The sequence below is a fragment of the Pseudomonas sp. NFACC32-1 genome (assembly GCF_900101215.1).
Classification (GTDB): domain Bacteria; phylum Pseudomonadota; class Gammaproteobacteria; order Pseudomonadales; family Pseudomonadaceae; genus Aquipseudomonas.
Genome location: NZ_FMUL01000007.1, coordinates 237123 through 252842, shown reverse-complemented (window position 1 = coordinate 252842; position 15720 = coordinate 237123). Strand labels below are relative to the sequence as shown.

Genomic DNA, 15720 nt, shown 5'->3' with positions numbered 1-15720 from the left:
CACCCGCATCGCCGACAAACCCTGCTCCTACAGACCCCTCCTACACACCTCCGCCAAGCCACGCCTCCTTGCGCCTTTGCCTACAACTACGCCAGAATCCGCCCGCTTGTGCGCCTTGTCCCTGGGTTCTATTGTCGTTCCTGCCACTGCCCATCAGTGGTCGGGTTTAGTAGCCCGGTTCACATCACGGTTGCACAAGTCTCATCGACAGGCATTAGCCTATTCTCGATGGTGGCTGTGCGCATGGCGCCTTCGGGCGCGCCGGGTTTGGTGTGATCACCGGTCTACTAACTTGCGCACAGCCGCCTCCATCCGTTTAGTAGCGAAATGGTGCGGCCCCATTAGAGGATCACACCAATGTTCAAAGTAACTCCGAACCCTCCAGAAACAGACCCCACTACACAGTCCGCAAAAGCCAAGGCCAGGAAACAAGAAGAAACCACCAAACGCGTGCTCGATCACTACTTGCAGCCCAAGCCTGATCCATCCAAAGACGAACCGAAACCGGGGCAGGTTTTCAGCGTTGTGAAGGGACTCGATAACGAATGCTTGCTCGCTAATCTCAGTGAAACGCTGGCTTCGGCTGATGCGATGGTGAGTGATCTGGCGTTTGATCTGGATGGATCGAGGCGTCATTTGGCGCTGGGGATTCAGCAGATGATTGAGCTGAGTTCGTTGTTGGCGAATCGGGTGTTGGATAATGTGGAGCCGGGGAGGTAGATAAAGGTCCACCAATGAAAAACCCAGCGCTCAGCGCTGGGTTTTGATTCTTCCATCTACTGAAACTTCTGCTAATTTAAAGACCTGCCATGCTTTTTAAGTTCAATTTTCTTCGCCTTATCGAAAGAAATTTTTAACGCACTGCATAATGCTTGTTTTTGAGGCTCGTCAGTATGGAACATGTACATATGATTGAACCCCAACGTTTGTAGCACTCCAAATGCGTATGGATTGTGATCAAGATCGCTCGCCAGTTTTTTAATTAAATCCATTGGCATCATGCCTGGGCGCAACAACAAACTTGCAGCTTCAATTAGACGATAGGCATTAGTACTATTTTCCCCAACCACTCTGGCAATATCCTCCCGCAACTTATCTGAGGACACGAAAGATCCGGCTGATGCCACAACACCGGTAGCGACCCAACCAAACACATTAAACACTTTTCGCTTTACTCGCCTTTCAGCCTCTTCAGAAGAAAGGTTCTTATTTGCAGCCTGCTCTACAAGCTTCAATTCGCTAACGAATGCCGGAATATCTACGGAAATCTCTTCCAATAGCAGTCTAAGAGCACGTAAAGGGCCATCAAAAACTTCTTTGATCATTTCCTGCTTGTGGGGCCTTTCGAGGGAACCGTAATAATTCTTTAGTATCAGGCCTAATATTTCTGCCGTCTTGTGCAATAAATTCCATTTTGAAGCGATACTGAGTGCATCGTACTCGCGGACGTCAAGCTCTTTATCGTTTTCGTTTAGGGTGTCACTGTACGCCCTGGCCGCGGATTGATTATGGTCAACGTCAGGCGGATCAAGTGTTAACTGGGAGGACTGCTCCACCAAGTCACTCAGAAATGAAGTGTCGCCATTGAGTTCTATAGGACGCTTGTCACTAAAGCACTCTCGTAAAACTTGACATATTTGACTTATGACCCACTTATTTTCCACATGATGCGTTAAAAACATCACGGCATTAGCTCGATCTCGCAGATATAACTTCTTACATGACTCTTCAACCCAAGCACTAATATTTGGGTCATCTAAATTTTTAGAAAGATATCGACCCATGAAAAAATAATAAATATATGGATAGGCGAAGGAATAGTTATCTCCTCGCTTAGCAAGGATTCTTGCCTTTGTAAGCATTGAGAGTCTATCGGAAAGATCAACCGAAACGAAACGCTCAGAGAACGTTCTATTGAAAACATCTAGTTCTATTTTTTCCAGTTCCTTCTGAGATAACTCATTGAATCTCCAAGCTAAAATCGAGAGATAATTAAAGTGTTCATCGAGCTCTTTTGGCCTTACACCAACTTCACCAAGACTTTTCGTTATTAAGTATTGATAGTAGAAGCTTAGCCCGCTATTTTGAATCTCACCGTGCCGATGTTGTTCGCTACTTTGCAAAAGAATTAACAAATAAATTGGATGCTCGGGCACGAGTTGTTTCCCGATCACAGAATTCACAATCGACTCTACTTCATCAATGCGCTTATCCATTTCTTGCTTTGTTGATACCGCCGAAAGACTGCACCACTTTTTAATTAACTGATGGCGAAGCTTTAAGCCAAACCTCATCAACTCAAAACCATCGAAATCTGAAAGCGCCGTCGTAGTATCACTTGATGCAAGATTTGTAATTTCAAACCCACTCGCTGCGGTGATGCAAATCCCAGAAAAATGGACCGAGATGTATTCAAGTAGAACAGGAATGGTCTGAGTTCCTGATTTTATCCTATCAATGTCATCAAGAAGCACGATCCTTTTTTCTTTGGATAGATTTCTGACCGACTCAGGATTAGAGTACTGGGCCGTAATTGCTTTATCAATGCGACGTTCCGCTTCTTGGCGCCCCCCAATAGTGATGTCGCTCAGCGAAAGATAGACGGGAGCATATCCTAGCGCAATAAGCTCTCTGAAGTAATTATATAGCAGCGTTGTTTTTCCGGATTTTTCATCGCCATATACCATGATTCTTTTATTGTTGGTCAGGCCACCGATAATTTTCTGGGCTGATTGCGCACGCTGCGCATGGATATCCTCATCCTTCCAATCCCTAATATCGGGCCATACAAACACATCCTCAAGCTGCAATCGTTCTTTCGCTGAGTGTGTAAAATTTCCACCGGGATCGCACAGAGTCCGCATAAAGCTCGGCGTTATATTAAGCGCACCATGGATTAGTGAATCATCGGACCACTTCCTAGTGGAGACCTCGCCAATTTGCGTGGCTCGTGTGTTCCCAACAACGTAAGAGCGACTTGAGACTTCTTTGCACTCCAAGTCAAAAAGATAAGAGCTAAACCCAGGCTCTACACCCTGTTCATGCGGCAATAATGCGGCTGACTCCATGAAAATAGAGCTTCCAGAGTTTTGATCGTCAATTACACCAATATTACCAACGTGCTCGTGCCCACTTAAAATAGCGGTACAACTTAACCGTAGGCGCTTTCTTAGTTGTTGATAAGCGGATTGTGAATACCAATTAAACGGGTGATGAATTAGCGCTAAGTGTAGGTTTGCTGGAGATGCGAGCTGACTATCAAATCGGGAGACAGGATATGCTAATTCACCTTGTTTTTCCTCCAATCGAGACATCCAAGCAGCATTCAGAGAGGATATTCTAATGCAAAAGTCACCCACTAAAATTTCTTGCTGCCAAAAGAGTTTTGAAAACTTTTCAGCTGAAGGACTCAAAGAATCATCCAAAAATTTGAAGAAATGACTTTGCGCCGAAGCGCATACTTCGACTAGAGACTCATCTTCGGCCTTCGTTGGGCTTTCTATTACCGCATCGATTAGAGTTTCTCTAACTGTATTTTTTGGTATGAGAACGCAATCATGATTACCAGGGACTATAGAGATGTATACGGGCTTTCCTGTTTCATTTTCTATGGCCGAGACAAGAGGATCGATTAAATGCTTTTTAGCTAAAGTGTATTGCTCTTCTGCCCCCGAAAAAGCTACATCACCAGTGAGCGCAATTAAGCATGCATCGGCATCGCGTGCATCAGAGAAGCAAGCGCTGGCAATAATTGGGGCTTTTTTTAATGACGCATCACTCGAGTTCTTTACATGGATATCACTAATATGTATTACTGCAAGCTTGCTCATAAAATCCCTTACTTAACCGTGCTTATACTTTTTCAGATAGTAAATCGGGCCCTTTCACACATCATCACAAGAAAGGGGTAATACCTTTGCTATATCCATTACGTACACCAGAAGAAAAAAAGCCACCGCATTCAGACTTACGTACGCAACCGTCACACTCTGGCACGTACTCGTTCTTCCAATCGCTTATGGACTTACGGTAGTAAGGAAGCACATCGTCGTTCACCAGGCACAATTGGTGGTTATAGACAGACACGTTCATTCGATAAGCAGCCAAGATACCTACAGCTTCACTCAGAACGTCTCGGTAGTCTGCGGGGTCGATCCACAAGGCTTCCAGATTGGCCCGCGTGAAGCCGATCATTTCCAATCCCATCAGCGTCACGTGGTCAACGAAGAGTAGATTTCGCGCAATGTACTCGCACAGTTGCGGCAGGCGACTGATCGACTGTTTGTGCAGGACGATTCGAATTTCAACCTTCTGGTTCAGCCGCTTGAGGTTGAGGATGCCTTGAACCGTTTCGTGAAATGCTCCAGGTGCCTGCACGATGTAGTCATGCAAGTCTGGATCATCAGAGTAAAGCGGGATCCCGATCATGATGTCGGGATGATCGACCTCTGCGTACTGGCGAGCAAATGACTCATCGGCGAACGTGCGCCCGTTTGAGAGCACATGCACGACAGTTCTGGGGAGGTAGGACTTCATCATCCGAATGAGATTGATGAATCGAGCCCCGGCCAGCGTTGGTTCTCCACCTGAGAACCCTACCTCGGTTGTTTCTCCGGGGATCAAGGGAATCAGTGCTTCGAGTTCATCGAGGATCCAGCTGTCGTCAATGATCTTGGGTGGTTGAGAGCACATGAGGCAATAGTGGTTGCACTGCTCGGTCACCAACAACGAGTTATGTCTGGAATTGGCCCTGAAGAGCACCCGAATCGCCTGACCGTCCAGCCGAATGATGTCCCCGTGCCCCAGGTAGTTATAGTCGTTGGGCAGTAAGGTAAATGAACTCTTCCCTTCCAGCTCCTGCACGCGCCATTCAAGACCTTCGGGAATCAAATAGTGCAGGTAGCCTTCAGGCAATTCCTGTTCAGAAACCAAAAATGCTCGCGTTGCCCGCAGCACCATTGGGATCGCCGGATTTGTGCTGACCTGCAGTAGCAATGGACGATCCTGGACTTCGACCAGTTGGATTCGCCCGACTTTCCCAGCGAGTTTCAGCATGCGTTAGCCCATTGCATGAAGAGGCGGCGAGTAGAGGCGTCTGAGTTCATCAGGCCGATAAGGTGTTTGAAGATCGACATGTTCCGCTTGCAGAACGAGGACTCAGCCTTTCTGCCTAGAACGTCCTTGAATATGGCGTGATGGAACACTGGTTCGGCGCCGCAGTAGGGTTCAAAAGCGCAGTCGGAACACATTGGCGCGCTCAGAGTGAATGATTGTTCCAAGGCATCGAGCAGTACATCGGAAAGAATGATGTCTTCGTAGCTGTCAGTCAGGATATTGCCCAATCGGAACGTCTGATCCCCCATTTCTGCAAGCATTCGACTCTCGTCTGAGGCATAGACTGAACCGTCATAGTTGAAGACGATCGCTGCGATACCAGCCCCTGCAGGATTCATCAGGTCGACGTAGCCTGGGTCATTGCTGGTCAGCATTTTCTTGAGAATCAGGGATGCATAGTGCTCAACGAAAGGGATGCCGGCTTTGTTGAGTTCAAGGATGTAGGCAAGCCCTTCTTTATAGAACTCCAGCCACCGCTCCGTATCGTAGGTCATGAATTTGCGTGTTTTTATGGCGAAGCCATACGGAGAAAGCGCCCGCAGGAAGATACCGTTGAAACCAAGTCGAACGTACTCGTCGATGATTTCTCTGACACGAGGCAGGCTCTTGTCAGTGGTTGTCATCAGAGCGCTAACTTTGTCCACGCCCAGGACATTGCGAGCCTTGGCCAAGCCTGCTTCGAAACGTTCGAAACTGTCACGACCGACGCGTGGCCGATTTGCATTGTGCAGGTCTGCTGGGCCATCGAGTGAGGTCGAAAGGATAATGTCGTGCTTGTGGCAGAACGCGAGGACGTCGTCGGTGAGCAGCGACAACGTGGTAGCAATGACGAACTCAAGATCACGCTTTTCCTCCAGGTTCCGTCGCTTTGCAGCCTCTACTACGTAGCGCACCATTTCGAAATTCAAAAGTGGTTCGCCGCCCTGGAACTCGATCTTGATCGCAGGATTGGGAGATCGAAAGACGAAATCCAAAGCCTTGTCCGCCATATCTGGCGTCATGTCGAAGGAAGTTGCACCATCCATTTGCCGCGAAACCTGGCAATAAGGGCAGCTGTGGTCACAGCGCAGTGTCACCACAAAGATGTGCAAGCTGGTGAACCCTGTCAGTCGCGATAGTCTCGTACGTAGTTTCAATGCGAGCAAATCGAGGGGCGCCTGCTCGTCGGCATAACGGATGAAATGCTTGGCGCGCAGCGATGCGAAGAGCGGATGCTCCGTTGCAAGATCTTTGGCGATAAGGACGTGCAACTCTGGCTTTGCCACCTCCAGGTACTCGCCGGTCATGTTGGTAATGACGTAGTTATTACCTTCAAGACGGTCGAACTTGAACGGCAGCAATTCGTATTTGGCGCTCCGGGTATAGGCATCCAGCCCCTGAAATTTACTCACTTGGGTTCAGCCTGGCGTTGGAGAAGGCCAGCCCTATTATGAGGTTGCGGATAGGGGCGGTTTCAGCCTGAAGCTGAGCACGCAACTGATAGTCGAGCACGTCCTTTCGGAACTCTTCAACGGCACGCTCAAAGGTTCCCTGCTCAGTTGTGATATTGCCAATCAGCGTACAGAGAATGTTATCGCCGTCGACTTTCAGGTCGAGAGTGAAGGCGTGCATAGCACGGTATGCCGCCTTCTGTATTGCTTCGGCTCCGTACAGCTGACTGTCGAAGGTCAGCTCCGCGAGGCCGGCCATTAGCGGCTCGAGTAATGCGAGCTGTGGGAACTATGGGACGCGTGTGATCTATGCGAATAATGGGCAGCGACCATCTGGCCATCTTCACCGCGCTTGAGGATAAAACTGAAGAGGTTGTCACCTTGGCGACCGGTGACCATCTGCTCGCCAACATTGACGATTGGCAGTGCCGCGACTTGGTTCTCAAGGGCAGTGCTTTCATCTGCCTTATCAGTGTTGGTCGTCGGAATGGAGGCCGATGCTTGGTTGGCGGTGACAGCGGCAGTCAGAGTGGCAAGGGGCAGCAGAAAATCACGCTTTTTCATTTCAACATCCCTGTGAATGGTGTGGTTATATATCACTATAGAGCCGTTTCGATTTAAGGCAAAGTGCCATTAATCGACTTTAGCACCCACATCTTCAAAAAGACCGTTACCCACAGCTGTGAAGCCCATAGAAAACGGAGACAAATTCACTTTGTCTCCGACGTAGCGATATCAGGCCTATCCTCCGCCAGCGCTGTGGACCGGTCGATCTCGACCGGCCCGTGACGCCGCTTTCCTGCCTTCTAATCGGCTACTTAACCCAAAGACTCCCTAACAGGCGTAGTCCCCCGCCCAATCAACCGCCCCAACACCCCACTCTCATCAAACAACGCCCCTTTAGCCGCCGCCGCATCAGAATCCGCCAGCAACGCCGCCAACCCCGCCGGCAATCCCACACTGACCAACACCCCCTCAAACTCAGCCTGCGGCAAATTCTGATAAACCACCGGCTTACCCGTTTTCTGGCTGATCAACGCAGCCAGTTCGGTCAACGTATAGCTGCTATCCCCCGCCAGTTCATAGACTTTGCCCGCCTGCCCTTCAGTGGTCAGCACCACCGCGGCGGCTTGGGCGTAGTCGGCACGGGGCGCGGAGCTGATGCGGCCCTCGCCGGCGCTGCCGAGCAGGACGCCATGTTCCACGGCGCTCGGTACGTTCGCCAGGTGGTTTTCGGTGTACCAGCCGTTGCGCAGCAATACGTGGGGCACGCCCGAGGCCTTCAAGGCGGCTTCGGTATCGCGGTGTTCAGCGGCCAAGCCTAGGGTGGAGGTGTCGGCGTGCAGGACACTGGTGTAGGCCAGGAGCGCGACACCCGCGGCCTTGGCGGCATCGATCACGGCGCGGTGTTGGGCGGCGCGGTTGCCCAGTTCATTGGAGGAGATCAACAGCAGTTTATCGACGCCGTTGAGCGCGGCAGTCAATGTGGCCGGCTGGTTGTAGTCGGCGGTGCGGACCACCACGCCCCGTGCGGCCAGGTCCTGGACTTTGCCGGGGTCTCGGACCAGGGCGACGATTTGCCCGGCGGGCACGCGTTCAAGCAAGGACTGGATAACGAGACGGCCCAGTTGGCCGGAGGCTCCGGTGATGGCGATCATGACAAATACCTTGATGGGGAAAGGACGAAAAGCCATCCTAGGGACCAAGGTAACTTTTTGTAAGTACGTACATAAAGGTAAGTATCGTGGACACAGCCACCGAAAATTCCGAGTCGTTTAGCGCCGCTGTCCGACGCGGCGACGTACTGAGCGCCGACTGCCCTTCTCGCGAAGTTCTCAAACACATGACCAGCCGCTGGGGCGTGCTGGTGCTGGTCATCCTGCTGGGCGGAATGCACCGCTTCAGCGAGCTGCGCCGCAAGATTGGCGGGGTCAGTGAGAAGATGCTGTCGCAGACGTTGCAGGAGCTTGAAGCGGATGGGTTGGTCAGCCGCAAATCGCTGCCGGTGGTGCCGCCGCATGTGGAGTACCGCTTGACGCCGTTGGGTCGGGAGGCGGCGGAGCATCTTGAGGTGATGGTGAATTGGATCGAGGAGAAGATTCCGCAGATTATGGCGGTGCGGCGGGGTCGGTTGGAGGGTGGAGCGCGGGAGTGATTGGGCTGCTCGACGGAGCCCCGCTCACTCTCAGGCCAGATGCCTGTCGATCAACCTCGCCACCTCATCGGCATGTGTAAAGCCCAGGCTGTGATCGGCGCCAGGAAACACATGCAGCTCCGCGCGGGGCAGCAGACGAGCAAGACGCTGGCCGACACGAACCGGGCTGATCGGGTCCGCATCACCCCACAGGAGCAGAACCGGCATGCGCAACTCGGCCAACCGCAGCGTGAGGTCGGTGTGGTCGTCGAGAAACCACCTCGGCAGCGTGGGGTTGGCGGCGGCAAATTCCAGGCGCCAGTCCTGCGCGTCCAGATCGGACATATCCACGCCGCCGGAGGTGACGGTCAGCGTCAGATGGGTGATCAGCTCGGGACGCTCAAGCGCGACAAGCACCGCGACGATACCGCCCATGGATTGCGCCACCAACGCGGTGGGCTGGTCGATTTCGGTCAGCACGCGGGTCGCCAGGTCTTGCATGCCGGCGATGTCAGGCGAGGGTGGCGTGTCGCCAAAGCCGGGCCAGCCGATATGGCGTTGCTGTGCTGGGTGGGTCAGGCGTTGGGCGACTGGATGCCAGAATTGGGTGTTGCCTGAGGCTCCGGGGAGGAAGAGGAGTTTGGTGGGGGAAGGGGGCATGGGCTGGCGCTTGCTCGGGAACATTGCAGGTTTCACACCTGACGCCGCATATATTCCGCGAAAAGTGGAACCGTGAAATTCAGGTAACCGTGATCGGTGCTGTAGATCATACCCTTGGAAATGATGTTGGCCCGAGTCGGTCCAAGTGATGATTGGGAACGTCCCATCGCCTTCGCAATATCAGCGATGGCATAAGGGCCGTCACCCAGCTCGGACATGGTCTTCACAAACTGCACTTCCGAAGGTGTAAGCCGATCAATGCGGACCCTGAAGAAACCCGCGTCAAGAGAGGCCAATGTCTCGGCATAAGAGTGCTCGACATCGTCAACAGTAATTTCAGGCCCCTCGGCGTTGTTCCATGCAGTGGAAGCCCACTCTTGAAGGAAGAAAGGATAGCCCTGCGTCCGATCAACGATACTGTCCAGAGCTGCAGTGTCTATAGAGGCTTCCTCCTCCACGATCGGCTTTTGAACAGCTTGAACAGCAGACGCTTGATCAAGCGCCCCCACCTCCGGATAAAGGAAAAGCCGCTCGGCATATGACTTCGCTTCACCCGCCAGCCGGGCGACTTGCGGAAGACCAGCACCGACCAGCAATACCGGAAGCCCTTCTTGCGACATGTGATGGATAGAGACAATCAGCGCCGATAGATCTGCTTCGGTGAGGTATTGCACTTCATCAATGAGCAGAATCCAGCCTTTGCCGGCGGCCTGTGCCGCTTCACCTATTACAGTAAAAAGATCTGGAAGATCGTATTGAAGATTTCCGCTATCCGCGAGGCCGGGCTCAGGCTCGACACCGATCTCAATGCCGCCGATATCAATCTTGAAAATGGATGCAAAACTGCGGAGCCCTTTCAGCCCACGATTGGCGATTTGCTTGGCAGCCTCAACGCTGGATAGCGCGCGCATGACCTTTCGCATTTCAGGGTAAAGAAGACGCGCAAGGCTTTCACGTTCTGGCGACTCGACCTTGGAGACGAGAAGGCCTTCTTGCTTTGCAATTTTTCCTATCTCATTCAACAGGACTGTCTTACCCGTGCCCCTCAACCCAAGGAGCATGATGGAACGCGCACTTCGCCCATTGATGGCCCGTCCACAGGCAATTCTTGCTGCCTCAAGAATCTGGTCGCGCCCCGCCAATTCAGGGGGCCTGCTGCCCGCGCCGGGCGCAAACGGATTACGGTAGGGATCCATGTCGACCTCACAAAATAGCAAAATCTATAGAAAGATAGCCAAAGCTAGCCTAACAAGCTAGCTTTGGCTATACATTGCTAGCATCCAATAGATGTGGATTTATTTCTGATGTTTTCCATGCGTGCTGCGCACTGGAACGCCAGTCCGGTCAAGCGGGAGCAAACTCCCTCGCCACAGGGCAAATCTGCCCCCTTGTTTCAGCCAACCTGCTCAAACCGCCGCCGCCTCATGAACAACCCCATCCCAATCGCCACGGCAAAAGCCGCCCACAACCCCAGATCAAACCCCAACAAGCGGCTCTGACCTGCGCCAAAGGAACCAACCGCACCCGCCGCCACCAACGCCACTCCCAGCCACTTGCGCAGCAGATACGGCTTGAGAAACCGATCGAGCAGAAAGGACACCAGCAAGGCAATGACCAATTGAGTAATGTCGGACATGTACGTCTCCAGTCAGGTCTTGATGATTAACGTCGAAAGGGTGCGTTGCGGGCCGATACCGCCGTTGACCTGCGCCTCGATGCTGACCAGCACATCGCCCGCATGGTAGGTGGGTAGGGTTTCATTGACATACCTGCGCACACCAGCCCCTACAGTTGCCGCCACGGAGGAGGGGGCCACAGCCTTGGCGGCGGCAGCGAAAGCAGTGGTGGCAAGATTGGCGATCGTGGTGCGTTGGGCATTGAGGGCATCGCCCTGTTGCCGGGTCAACGGCTTGGAGATGCCGATCATCATCAAGCACGGCAGGTTCTTGGCCTGCATCTTGTCGTATACCTCGACGACCTTGCTGTTGACGTCATAGTGGGCGCTTTTCGCTTCGCCAAAATGCAGCTCGCGCAGACGTCCGCGTTCACTGTCGGTGAGGGTGATCTGCGAGACGTTGAAGACGATCCCGTGATTGCCCATGTATTGGAAAGTCCCTTCGAACTTCATCGCCCGTATCCTTTCGAGACAAAAGGGGGCGATTTTCTATAAGGTGCAGATTGGATTCAAATCATTTCATCAAAGGGACAGATTTGCCTTCAAGCAAACCCATCCCCCTCCCTATCACACCACCGAAGCCTCAACCCCTCTGGAACGCCAGGCAAAACCCAGCACCATCAGCAGCCCCACCCCCGCCATCGCCGCGCCGGCCAGGGGGATCGCCGGGTAGCCCAGCCCGGCGTTGATCACCGCGCCACCCAGGGCCGCGCCGATGGCGTTGCCGAAATTGAAGGCCCCGATATTCACCGCCGAGGCCAGGTTGGGAGCGTCCTTGGCGGCTTCCATCACGCGCATCTGCAAGGGCGGTACCAGGGCGAAGCTGGCGATGCCCCAGACCAGGATGGCCACGCTGGTCGGCAGCGACCAGCGCATCAGGACGGTGAACGCCAGCAAGACGACGATGAGCACGCTCAGGGAAACGATCAGGGTGCGGTCTATCGAACGATCGGCCGCCCTGCCGCCCCACATGTTGCCCAGTGTCAGCCCCACGCCAAACAGCACCAGCATGGCGGTGATGAAGGGGGTGGATGCGTGGGTTTCGCTGCTCAGGATCGGCGCAATGTAAGTGAAGACGGTGAACATCGCCCCCGAGCCGACCACGGTGAGGGCCAGCGCGGCCAGTACCGGGCCACGGCCGAGCACGCGGATTTCCGCCGCTGCGCCGCCGCTTTTCGGCAGTGGTACATCGGGCAGGGCGAACCACAACGCGACCATGGCCAGCACGCCGAGACCGGTGATGCCCCAGAAGGCCGTGCGCCAGCCGAACAGATCGCCAAACCAGGCGGCCAGCGGCACGCCGCCGATGGTCGCCAGGGTCAGGCCCATGAACATGGCGGCGACCGCTCCTGCGCGTTTTTCCGGGGCGACCACGCTGGCGGCGACAATGGAGCCAACGCCAAAGAACGCGCCGTGGTTCAGCGAGGTCACCACCCTGGCCGCCAGCAGGCTGTAGTAGTCGGTCGCCAGCGCCGACATCAGGTTGCCCAAGGTGAATATGGCCATCAACCCGATCAACAGATAGCGCCGGGGGACCCTGCCGGTGGTCAGGGTCATCAGCGGCGCGCCCAGCAGCACGCCCATGGCGTAAGCACTGACGAGCAAGCCTGCCGCCGGAATGGAAACGCCGAGGTCCGCCGCGATGCCGGGCAACATGCCCATGGGGGCGAACTCGGTGACGCCGATGCCAAAGGCACCGATAGCGAGTGCGACGAGTGGAGGATTGATCTGCATGGAAGACTCCTTATCTGTGCCGCAGATGCTACGATCCTGGATTTCCTGGCGGTAGATCGCTTTTTCTACAAACACTTATGCGCAAGGAGCACAAATGGACATTCAGGGCCGGTCAGGTGAAATGACGGTGTTCGCCACGGTGGCCCAGGAAGGCAGCCTCTCGGCGGCCGCGCGAGCGCTGGGGCTGACCCCCTCGGCGGTCAGCCGGATCATCGCGCGCACCGAGCAACGGCTTGGCACCCGCCTGCTGTTGCGCACGACCCGGGCGATCACGTTCACCATCGAGGGCGAGGCTTACCTGCGCGCCGCCCGGCGGATCCTGGCCGACATGGCCGAGGTCGAAGAAGCCATTGCCGACCAGGGCGTACCCAAGGGGCGTCTGCGGGTCAGTGCGGCCCTCGGCCACGGGCGGCAGACCATCGTTCCGCTGGTGGCGGCGTTCAGTGCCCGCTACCCGAATATCGTCATCGACCTCAGCCTGGGGGACGAAGTGGTGGATATTCTCGCCGGTCAGGCCGACGTGGCAGTGCGCTTCGGCCATCTGCCCGACAGCCCGCTGACGGCACGCAAGATCGGTGAAACCGGCCAGGTGGTGGTGGCCTCGCCGCAGTACCTGGAGCGCCATGGCACACCTCAGGAGCCGGAAGAGTTGTTGAGCCACAACTGCCTGCGCTTCAACTTCCGCCGCGCCGAACCCAACTGGCCATTCATCCGCAACGGGAAAGCGTTTTCTCTGAAGGTCAGCGGCAACATCGAATGCAGCAGTGGCGAGGCGCTCGCCCGACTGGCACGGGTAGGCGCCGGCATTGCTCGTATCGGCGAGTTCAGCGTGGCCGAGGATCTGCGGCGCGGCGATCTGGTACCGCTGCTGGAGCCTTGGAACCCCGGCGATAGGGAACCGATCCATGCCGTGTTCGTGGGCGGTGCGGCGATGCCGGCGCGGGTGCGGGTGTTCGTGGATTTCCTGGTGGAGCATCATCGGATGTAAGCCGACCCAACCCTCTTTGGCCCTCATCGCCGGCAAGCGCCCTCGCCACGAAACGCTTCCCAATGAAAAAAACCGGCCTACCGAGCCGGGTTTTGGGTGCTTCTCGAAACAACAGACGGATAAGCGAACCGGGCCTTTGGCGCCCAAGACCCGGTTCAGTGGAGTCAGCCCTTGGAACTGGCTTGGGCCGCTTCGATGATCAGCTCCGCGACTTTATCCGGGTTGGACGTCATCACCACGTGGGAGGCGCCTGGGACGGTGACGGTCTTTTTCGAGCCCGCACGGTCGGCCATGAACTTAAGGGCCGCTTCGGGGATGTTTTTATCCGCCGAACCGTAGATGAACCAGGACGGCGTTTTTTTCCAGGCCGGTTCGCCAGACGCTTCCTTCAAGGCCGCCTCGCTGATGGGCCGTTGGGTGGCGGCCATCAATGCGGACTCGGCCACCGGCACGTCGGCGGCAAACTGTTGGCCGAATTTGTCCTGCTGGATGTAGAGATCCTTGTTGCCGTCGTCCAACTGCACCGGAGCGGCCAGGGTCGGTCCGAGGGTACCGCCAGGGTAGCGGCCGGACAGCTCGATGGCGGTTTCGCCTTTGTCCGGCGCGAAAGCCGCGACATAGACAAGCGCCTTGACCCGTGGGTTGCCGTGCACCGCGTTGGTGATCACGGCGCCACCGTAGGAGTGACCCACCAGGATTACCGGGCCGGGGGTCTGCTCGACGATGTCGGCGACGTAGTCGGCGTCCTGCTTCACACCACGCAGCGGGTTGGCGGCGGCCACCACCGGGTAACCCTGGTTCAGCAACCGGGCGGCGACGCCATTCCAGCTGGACGACTCGGCGAACGCGCCATGCACCAGCACGACGGTAGGCTTGGTGGCATCGGGTTGCGCGGCGGTGCTGTGGAGCGATGTCAGAGCCAATGCGGCGGTGACGGTGACGGCCAAGAGCGATTTGAGCTTGAACATGATCATTCCTTTTCTGTTATGGCTATTGTTGTGCTCATGTCCCGGGCGGCACATGAGCGGATGCGATGGGCTTACTTGCCCAGGAAGTCCAGCAGATCCTGGTTGAGGCGGTCCTTGTGGGTGTCGGTCAGGCCGTGCGGCGCGCCCGGATAGACGATCAACTCGGCGTTGCGCACCAGCCTGGCGGCGGCATGGGCGGAGGCGTCGATCGGGACGATCTGATCATCGTCGCCGTGCACGATCAGTGTCGGGACGTCGAACGTGGCCAGGTCGGCGCGAAAGTCCGTCGCCGAGAACGCCGCGATGCAGTCATAGGTGTTTTTGTGGCCCGCTTGCATGCCCTGCACCCAGAACGAATCGATCAGCCCCTGGGAGACTTTCGCCCCGTCGCGGTTGAAGCCGAAGAACGGACCCGACGCGATGTCGCGATACAGCTGCGAGCGGTTGTCCAGCGAGGCCTGGCGCAGGCCGTCGAACACTTCGATCGGCAGGCCGCCTGGGTAGTCTTCGGTCTTGAGCATCATCGGCGGAACGGCGCTGATCAGTGCGGCCTTCTTCACTCGGTCGGTACCGTGGCGGCCGATATAGCGGGTGATTTCGCCGCCACCGGTGGAGAACCCCACCAGGGTGATGTCGTTGAGGTCCAGGGTGTCGATCACGGTGGCCAGGTCATCGGCGTAGTGATCCATGTCGTTACCTTCCCACGGCTGGCTGGAGCGGCCATGGCCGCGACGGTCGTGGGCGATCACCCGATAGCCTTTGTCAGCCAGGAACAGCATCTGGGATTCCCAGCTGTCGGAATTCAGCGGCCAGCCGTGGCTGAAGGTGACGACTGGCCCATCTTTCGGGCCCCAGTCTTTGTAGTAGAGCTGTACGCCGTCCTGAGTGGTGATATAGCTGCCGGCCTGGGCCTGAGGAGTCTGGGTGCGAGTGCTCATTTTTGTTTCCTTGTTTTTAGGCAGTCGGAATGACTGCTTCCGAGAAATCTATCGAAGCGATATGTCGTGTCTGAGAAG

The 15720-nt window shown here is 55.5% G+C and carries 16 protein-coding genes; 3 read left to right on the top strand and 13 right to left on the bottom strand.

Translation table 11 applies throughout. From position 1 onward, the window contains the following. Positions 1–357: 357 nt before the first annotated feature. The gene (locus BLP99_RS13930; protein ID WP_092180557.1) at positions 358–720 is read left to right on the top strand and encodes a DUF6124 family protein; all 363 of its coding nucleotides are present in this window, start codon (positions 358–360) and stop codon (positions 718–720) included. Positions 721–791: 71 nt separating this feature from the next. Here the strand turns inward: BLP99_RS13930 and BLP99_RS13925 are convergent, their stop codons facing one another. From BLP99_RS13925 to BLP99_RS13900, 6 genes are all read right to left on the bottom strand, one after another. Then, the gene (locus BLP99_RS13925; protein ID WP_092180555.1) at positions 792–3830 is read right to left on the bottom strand and encodes an STAND family AAA ATPase; all 3039 of its coding nucleotides are present in this window, start codon (positions 3828–3830) and stop codon (positions 792–794) included. A 64-nt stretch (positions 3831–3894) separates the two neighbouring features. Further along, a complete protein-coding gene (gene hxsC / locus BLP99_RS13920; RefSeq protein WP_092180553.1) occupies positions 3895–5055 on the bottom strand; it encodes a His-Xaa-Ser system radical SAM maturase HxsC in 1161 nt (386 codons plus the stop codon). Next, positions 5049–6506 (bottom strand): His-Xaa-Ser system radical SAM maturase HxsB, encoded by a 1458-nt coding sequence (gene hxsB, locus BLP99_RS13915; RefSeq protein WP_092180551.1) that lies wholly within the window; start codon positions 6504–6506, stop codon positions 5049–5051. The genes hxsC and hxsB overlap by 7 nt, the downstream gene beginning before the upstream one ends. Further along, positions 6499–6804, bottom strand: a complete 306-nt coding sequence (gene hxsD, locus BLP99_RS13910; protein WP_072432248.1) for a His-Xaa-Ser system protein HxsD — start codon at positions 6802–6804, stop codon at positions 6499–6501. Before hxsD ends, hxsB begins: the two co-directional genes overlap by 8 nt. Next, positions 6804–7109, bottom strand: a complete 306-nt coding sequence (hxsA2, locus tag BLP99_RS13905) for a His-Xaa-Ser repeat protein HxsA2 (protein WP_072432249.1) — start codon at positions 7107–7109, stop codon at positions 6804–6806. The genes hxsD and hxsA2 overlap by 1 nt, the downstream gene beginning before the upstream one ends. A gap of 254 nt (positions 7110–7363) precedes the next feature. Beyond that, the gene (locus tag BLP99_RS13900; protein WP_092180549.1) at positions 7364–8203 is read right to left on the bottom strand and encodes an SDR family oxidoreductase; all 840 of its coding nucleotides are present in this window, start codon (positions 8201–8203) and stop codon (positions 7364–7366) included. 86 nt (positions 8204–8289) lie between these two features. Between BLP99_RS13900 and BLP99_RS13895 the strand changes: the two genes are divergently transcribed. Further along, positions 8290–8700 carry a winged helix-turn-helix transcriptional regulator gene (locus BLP99_RS13895; RefSeq protein WP_256327855.1) on the top strand — a complete coding sequence of 137 codons (411 nt, stop codon included), beginning with the start codon at positions 8290–8292 and terminating at the stop codon, positions 8698–8700. A 30-nt stretch (positions 8701–8730) separates the two neighbouring features. Here the strand turns inward: BLP99_RS13895 and BLP99_RS13890 are convergent, their stop codons facing one another. From BLP99_RS13890 to BLP99_RS13870, 5 genes are all read right to left on the bottom strand, one after another. Then, on the bottom strand, positions 8731–9339 hold the full coding sequence (locus tag BLP99_RS13890) for an alpha/beta fold hydrolase (protein WP_092180584.1): 609 nt from the start codon (positions 9337–9339) through the stop codon (positions 8731–8733). A 32-nt stretch (positions 9340–9371) separates the two neighbouring features. Beyond that, positions 9372–10535 carry an ATP-binding protein gene (locus BLP99_RS13885; RefSeq protein ID WP_092180545.1) on the bottom strand — a complete coding sequence of 388 codons (1164 nt, stop codon included), beginning with the start codon at positions 10533–10535 and terminating at the stop codon, positions 9372–9374. A gap of 197 nt (positions 10536–10732) precedes the next feature. Beyond that, positions 10733–10975 carry a hypothetical protein gene (locus tag BLP99_RS13880; protein WP_092180543.1) on the bottom strand — a complete coding sequence of 81 codons (243 nt, stop codon included), beginning with the start codon at positions 10973–10975 and terminating at the stop codon, positions 10733–10735. A gap of 12 nt (positions 10976–10987) precedes the next feature. Next, positions 10988–11467 (bottom strand): hypothetical protein, encoded by a 480-nt coding sequence (locus BLP99_RS13875; protein WP_092180541.1) that lies wholly within the window; start codon positions 11465–11467, stop codon positions 10988–10990. 114 nt (positions 11468–11581) lie between these two features. Beyond that, positions 11582–12748 carry an MFS transporter gene (locus BLP99_RS13870; RefSeq protein ID WP_072398141.1) on the bottom strand — a complete coding sequence of 389 codons (1167 nt, stop codon included), beginning with the start codon at positions 12746–12748 and terminating at the stop codon, positions 11582–11584. Between the two features lie 94 nt (positions 12749–12842). Here BLP99_RS13870 and BLP99_RS13865 point away from each other — a divergent pair, with 94 nt between their 5' ends. Next, a complete protein-coding gene (locus BLP99_RS13865; RefSeq protein WP_072398142.1) occupies positions 12843–13736 on the top strand; it encodes a LysR family transcriptional regulator in 894 nt (297 codons plus the stop codon). Positions 13737–13900: 164 nt separating this feature from the next. On the opposite strand, the gene BLP99_RS13860 is transcribed toward BLP99_RS13865, so the two are convergent. Further along, positions 13901–14710, bottom strand: coding sequence for an alpha/beta fold hydrolase (locus BLP99_RS13860; protein ID WP_092180539.1), 810 nt, complete (start codon positions 14708–14710; stop codon positions 13901–13903). A 65-nt stretch (positions 14711–14775) separates the two neighbouring features. Next, positions 14776–15642, bottom strand: coding sequence for an alpha/beta fold hydrolase (locus tag BLP99_RS13855; RefSeq protein ID WP_072398150.1), 867 nt, complete (start codon positions 15640–15642; stop codon positions 14776–14778). Positions 15643–15720: the final 78 nt, after the last annotated feature.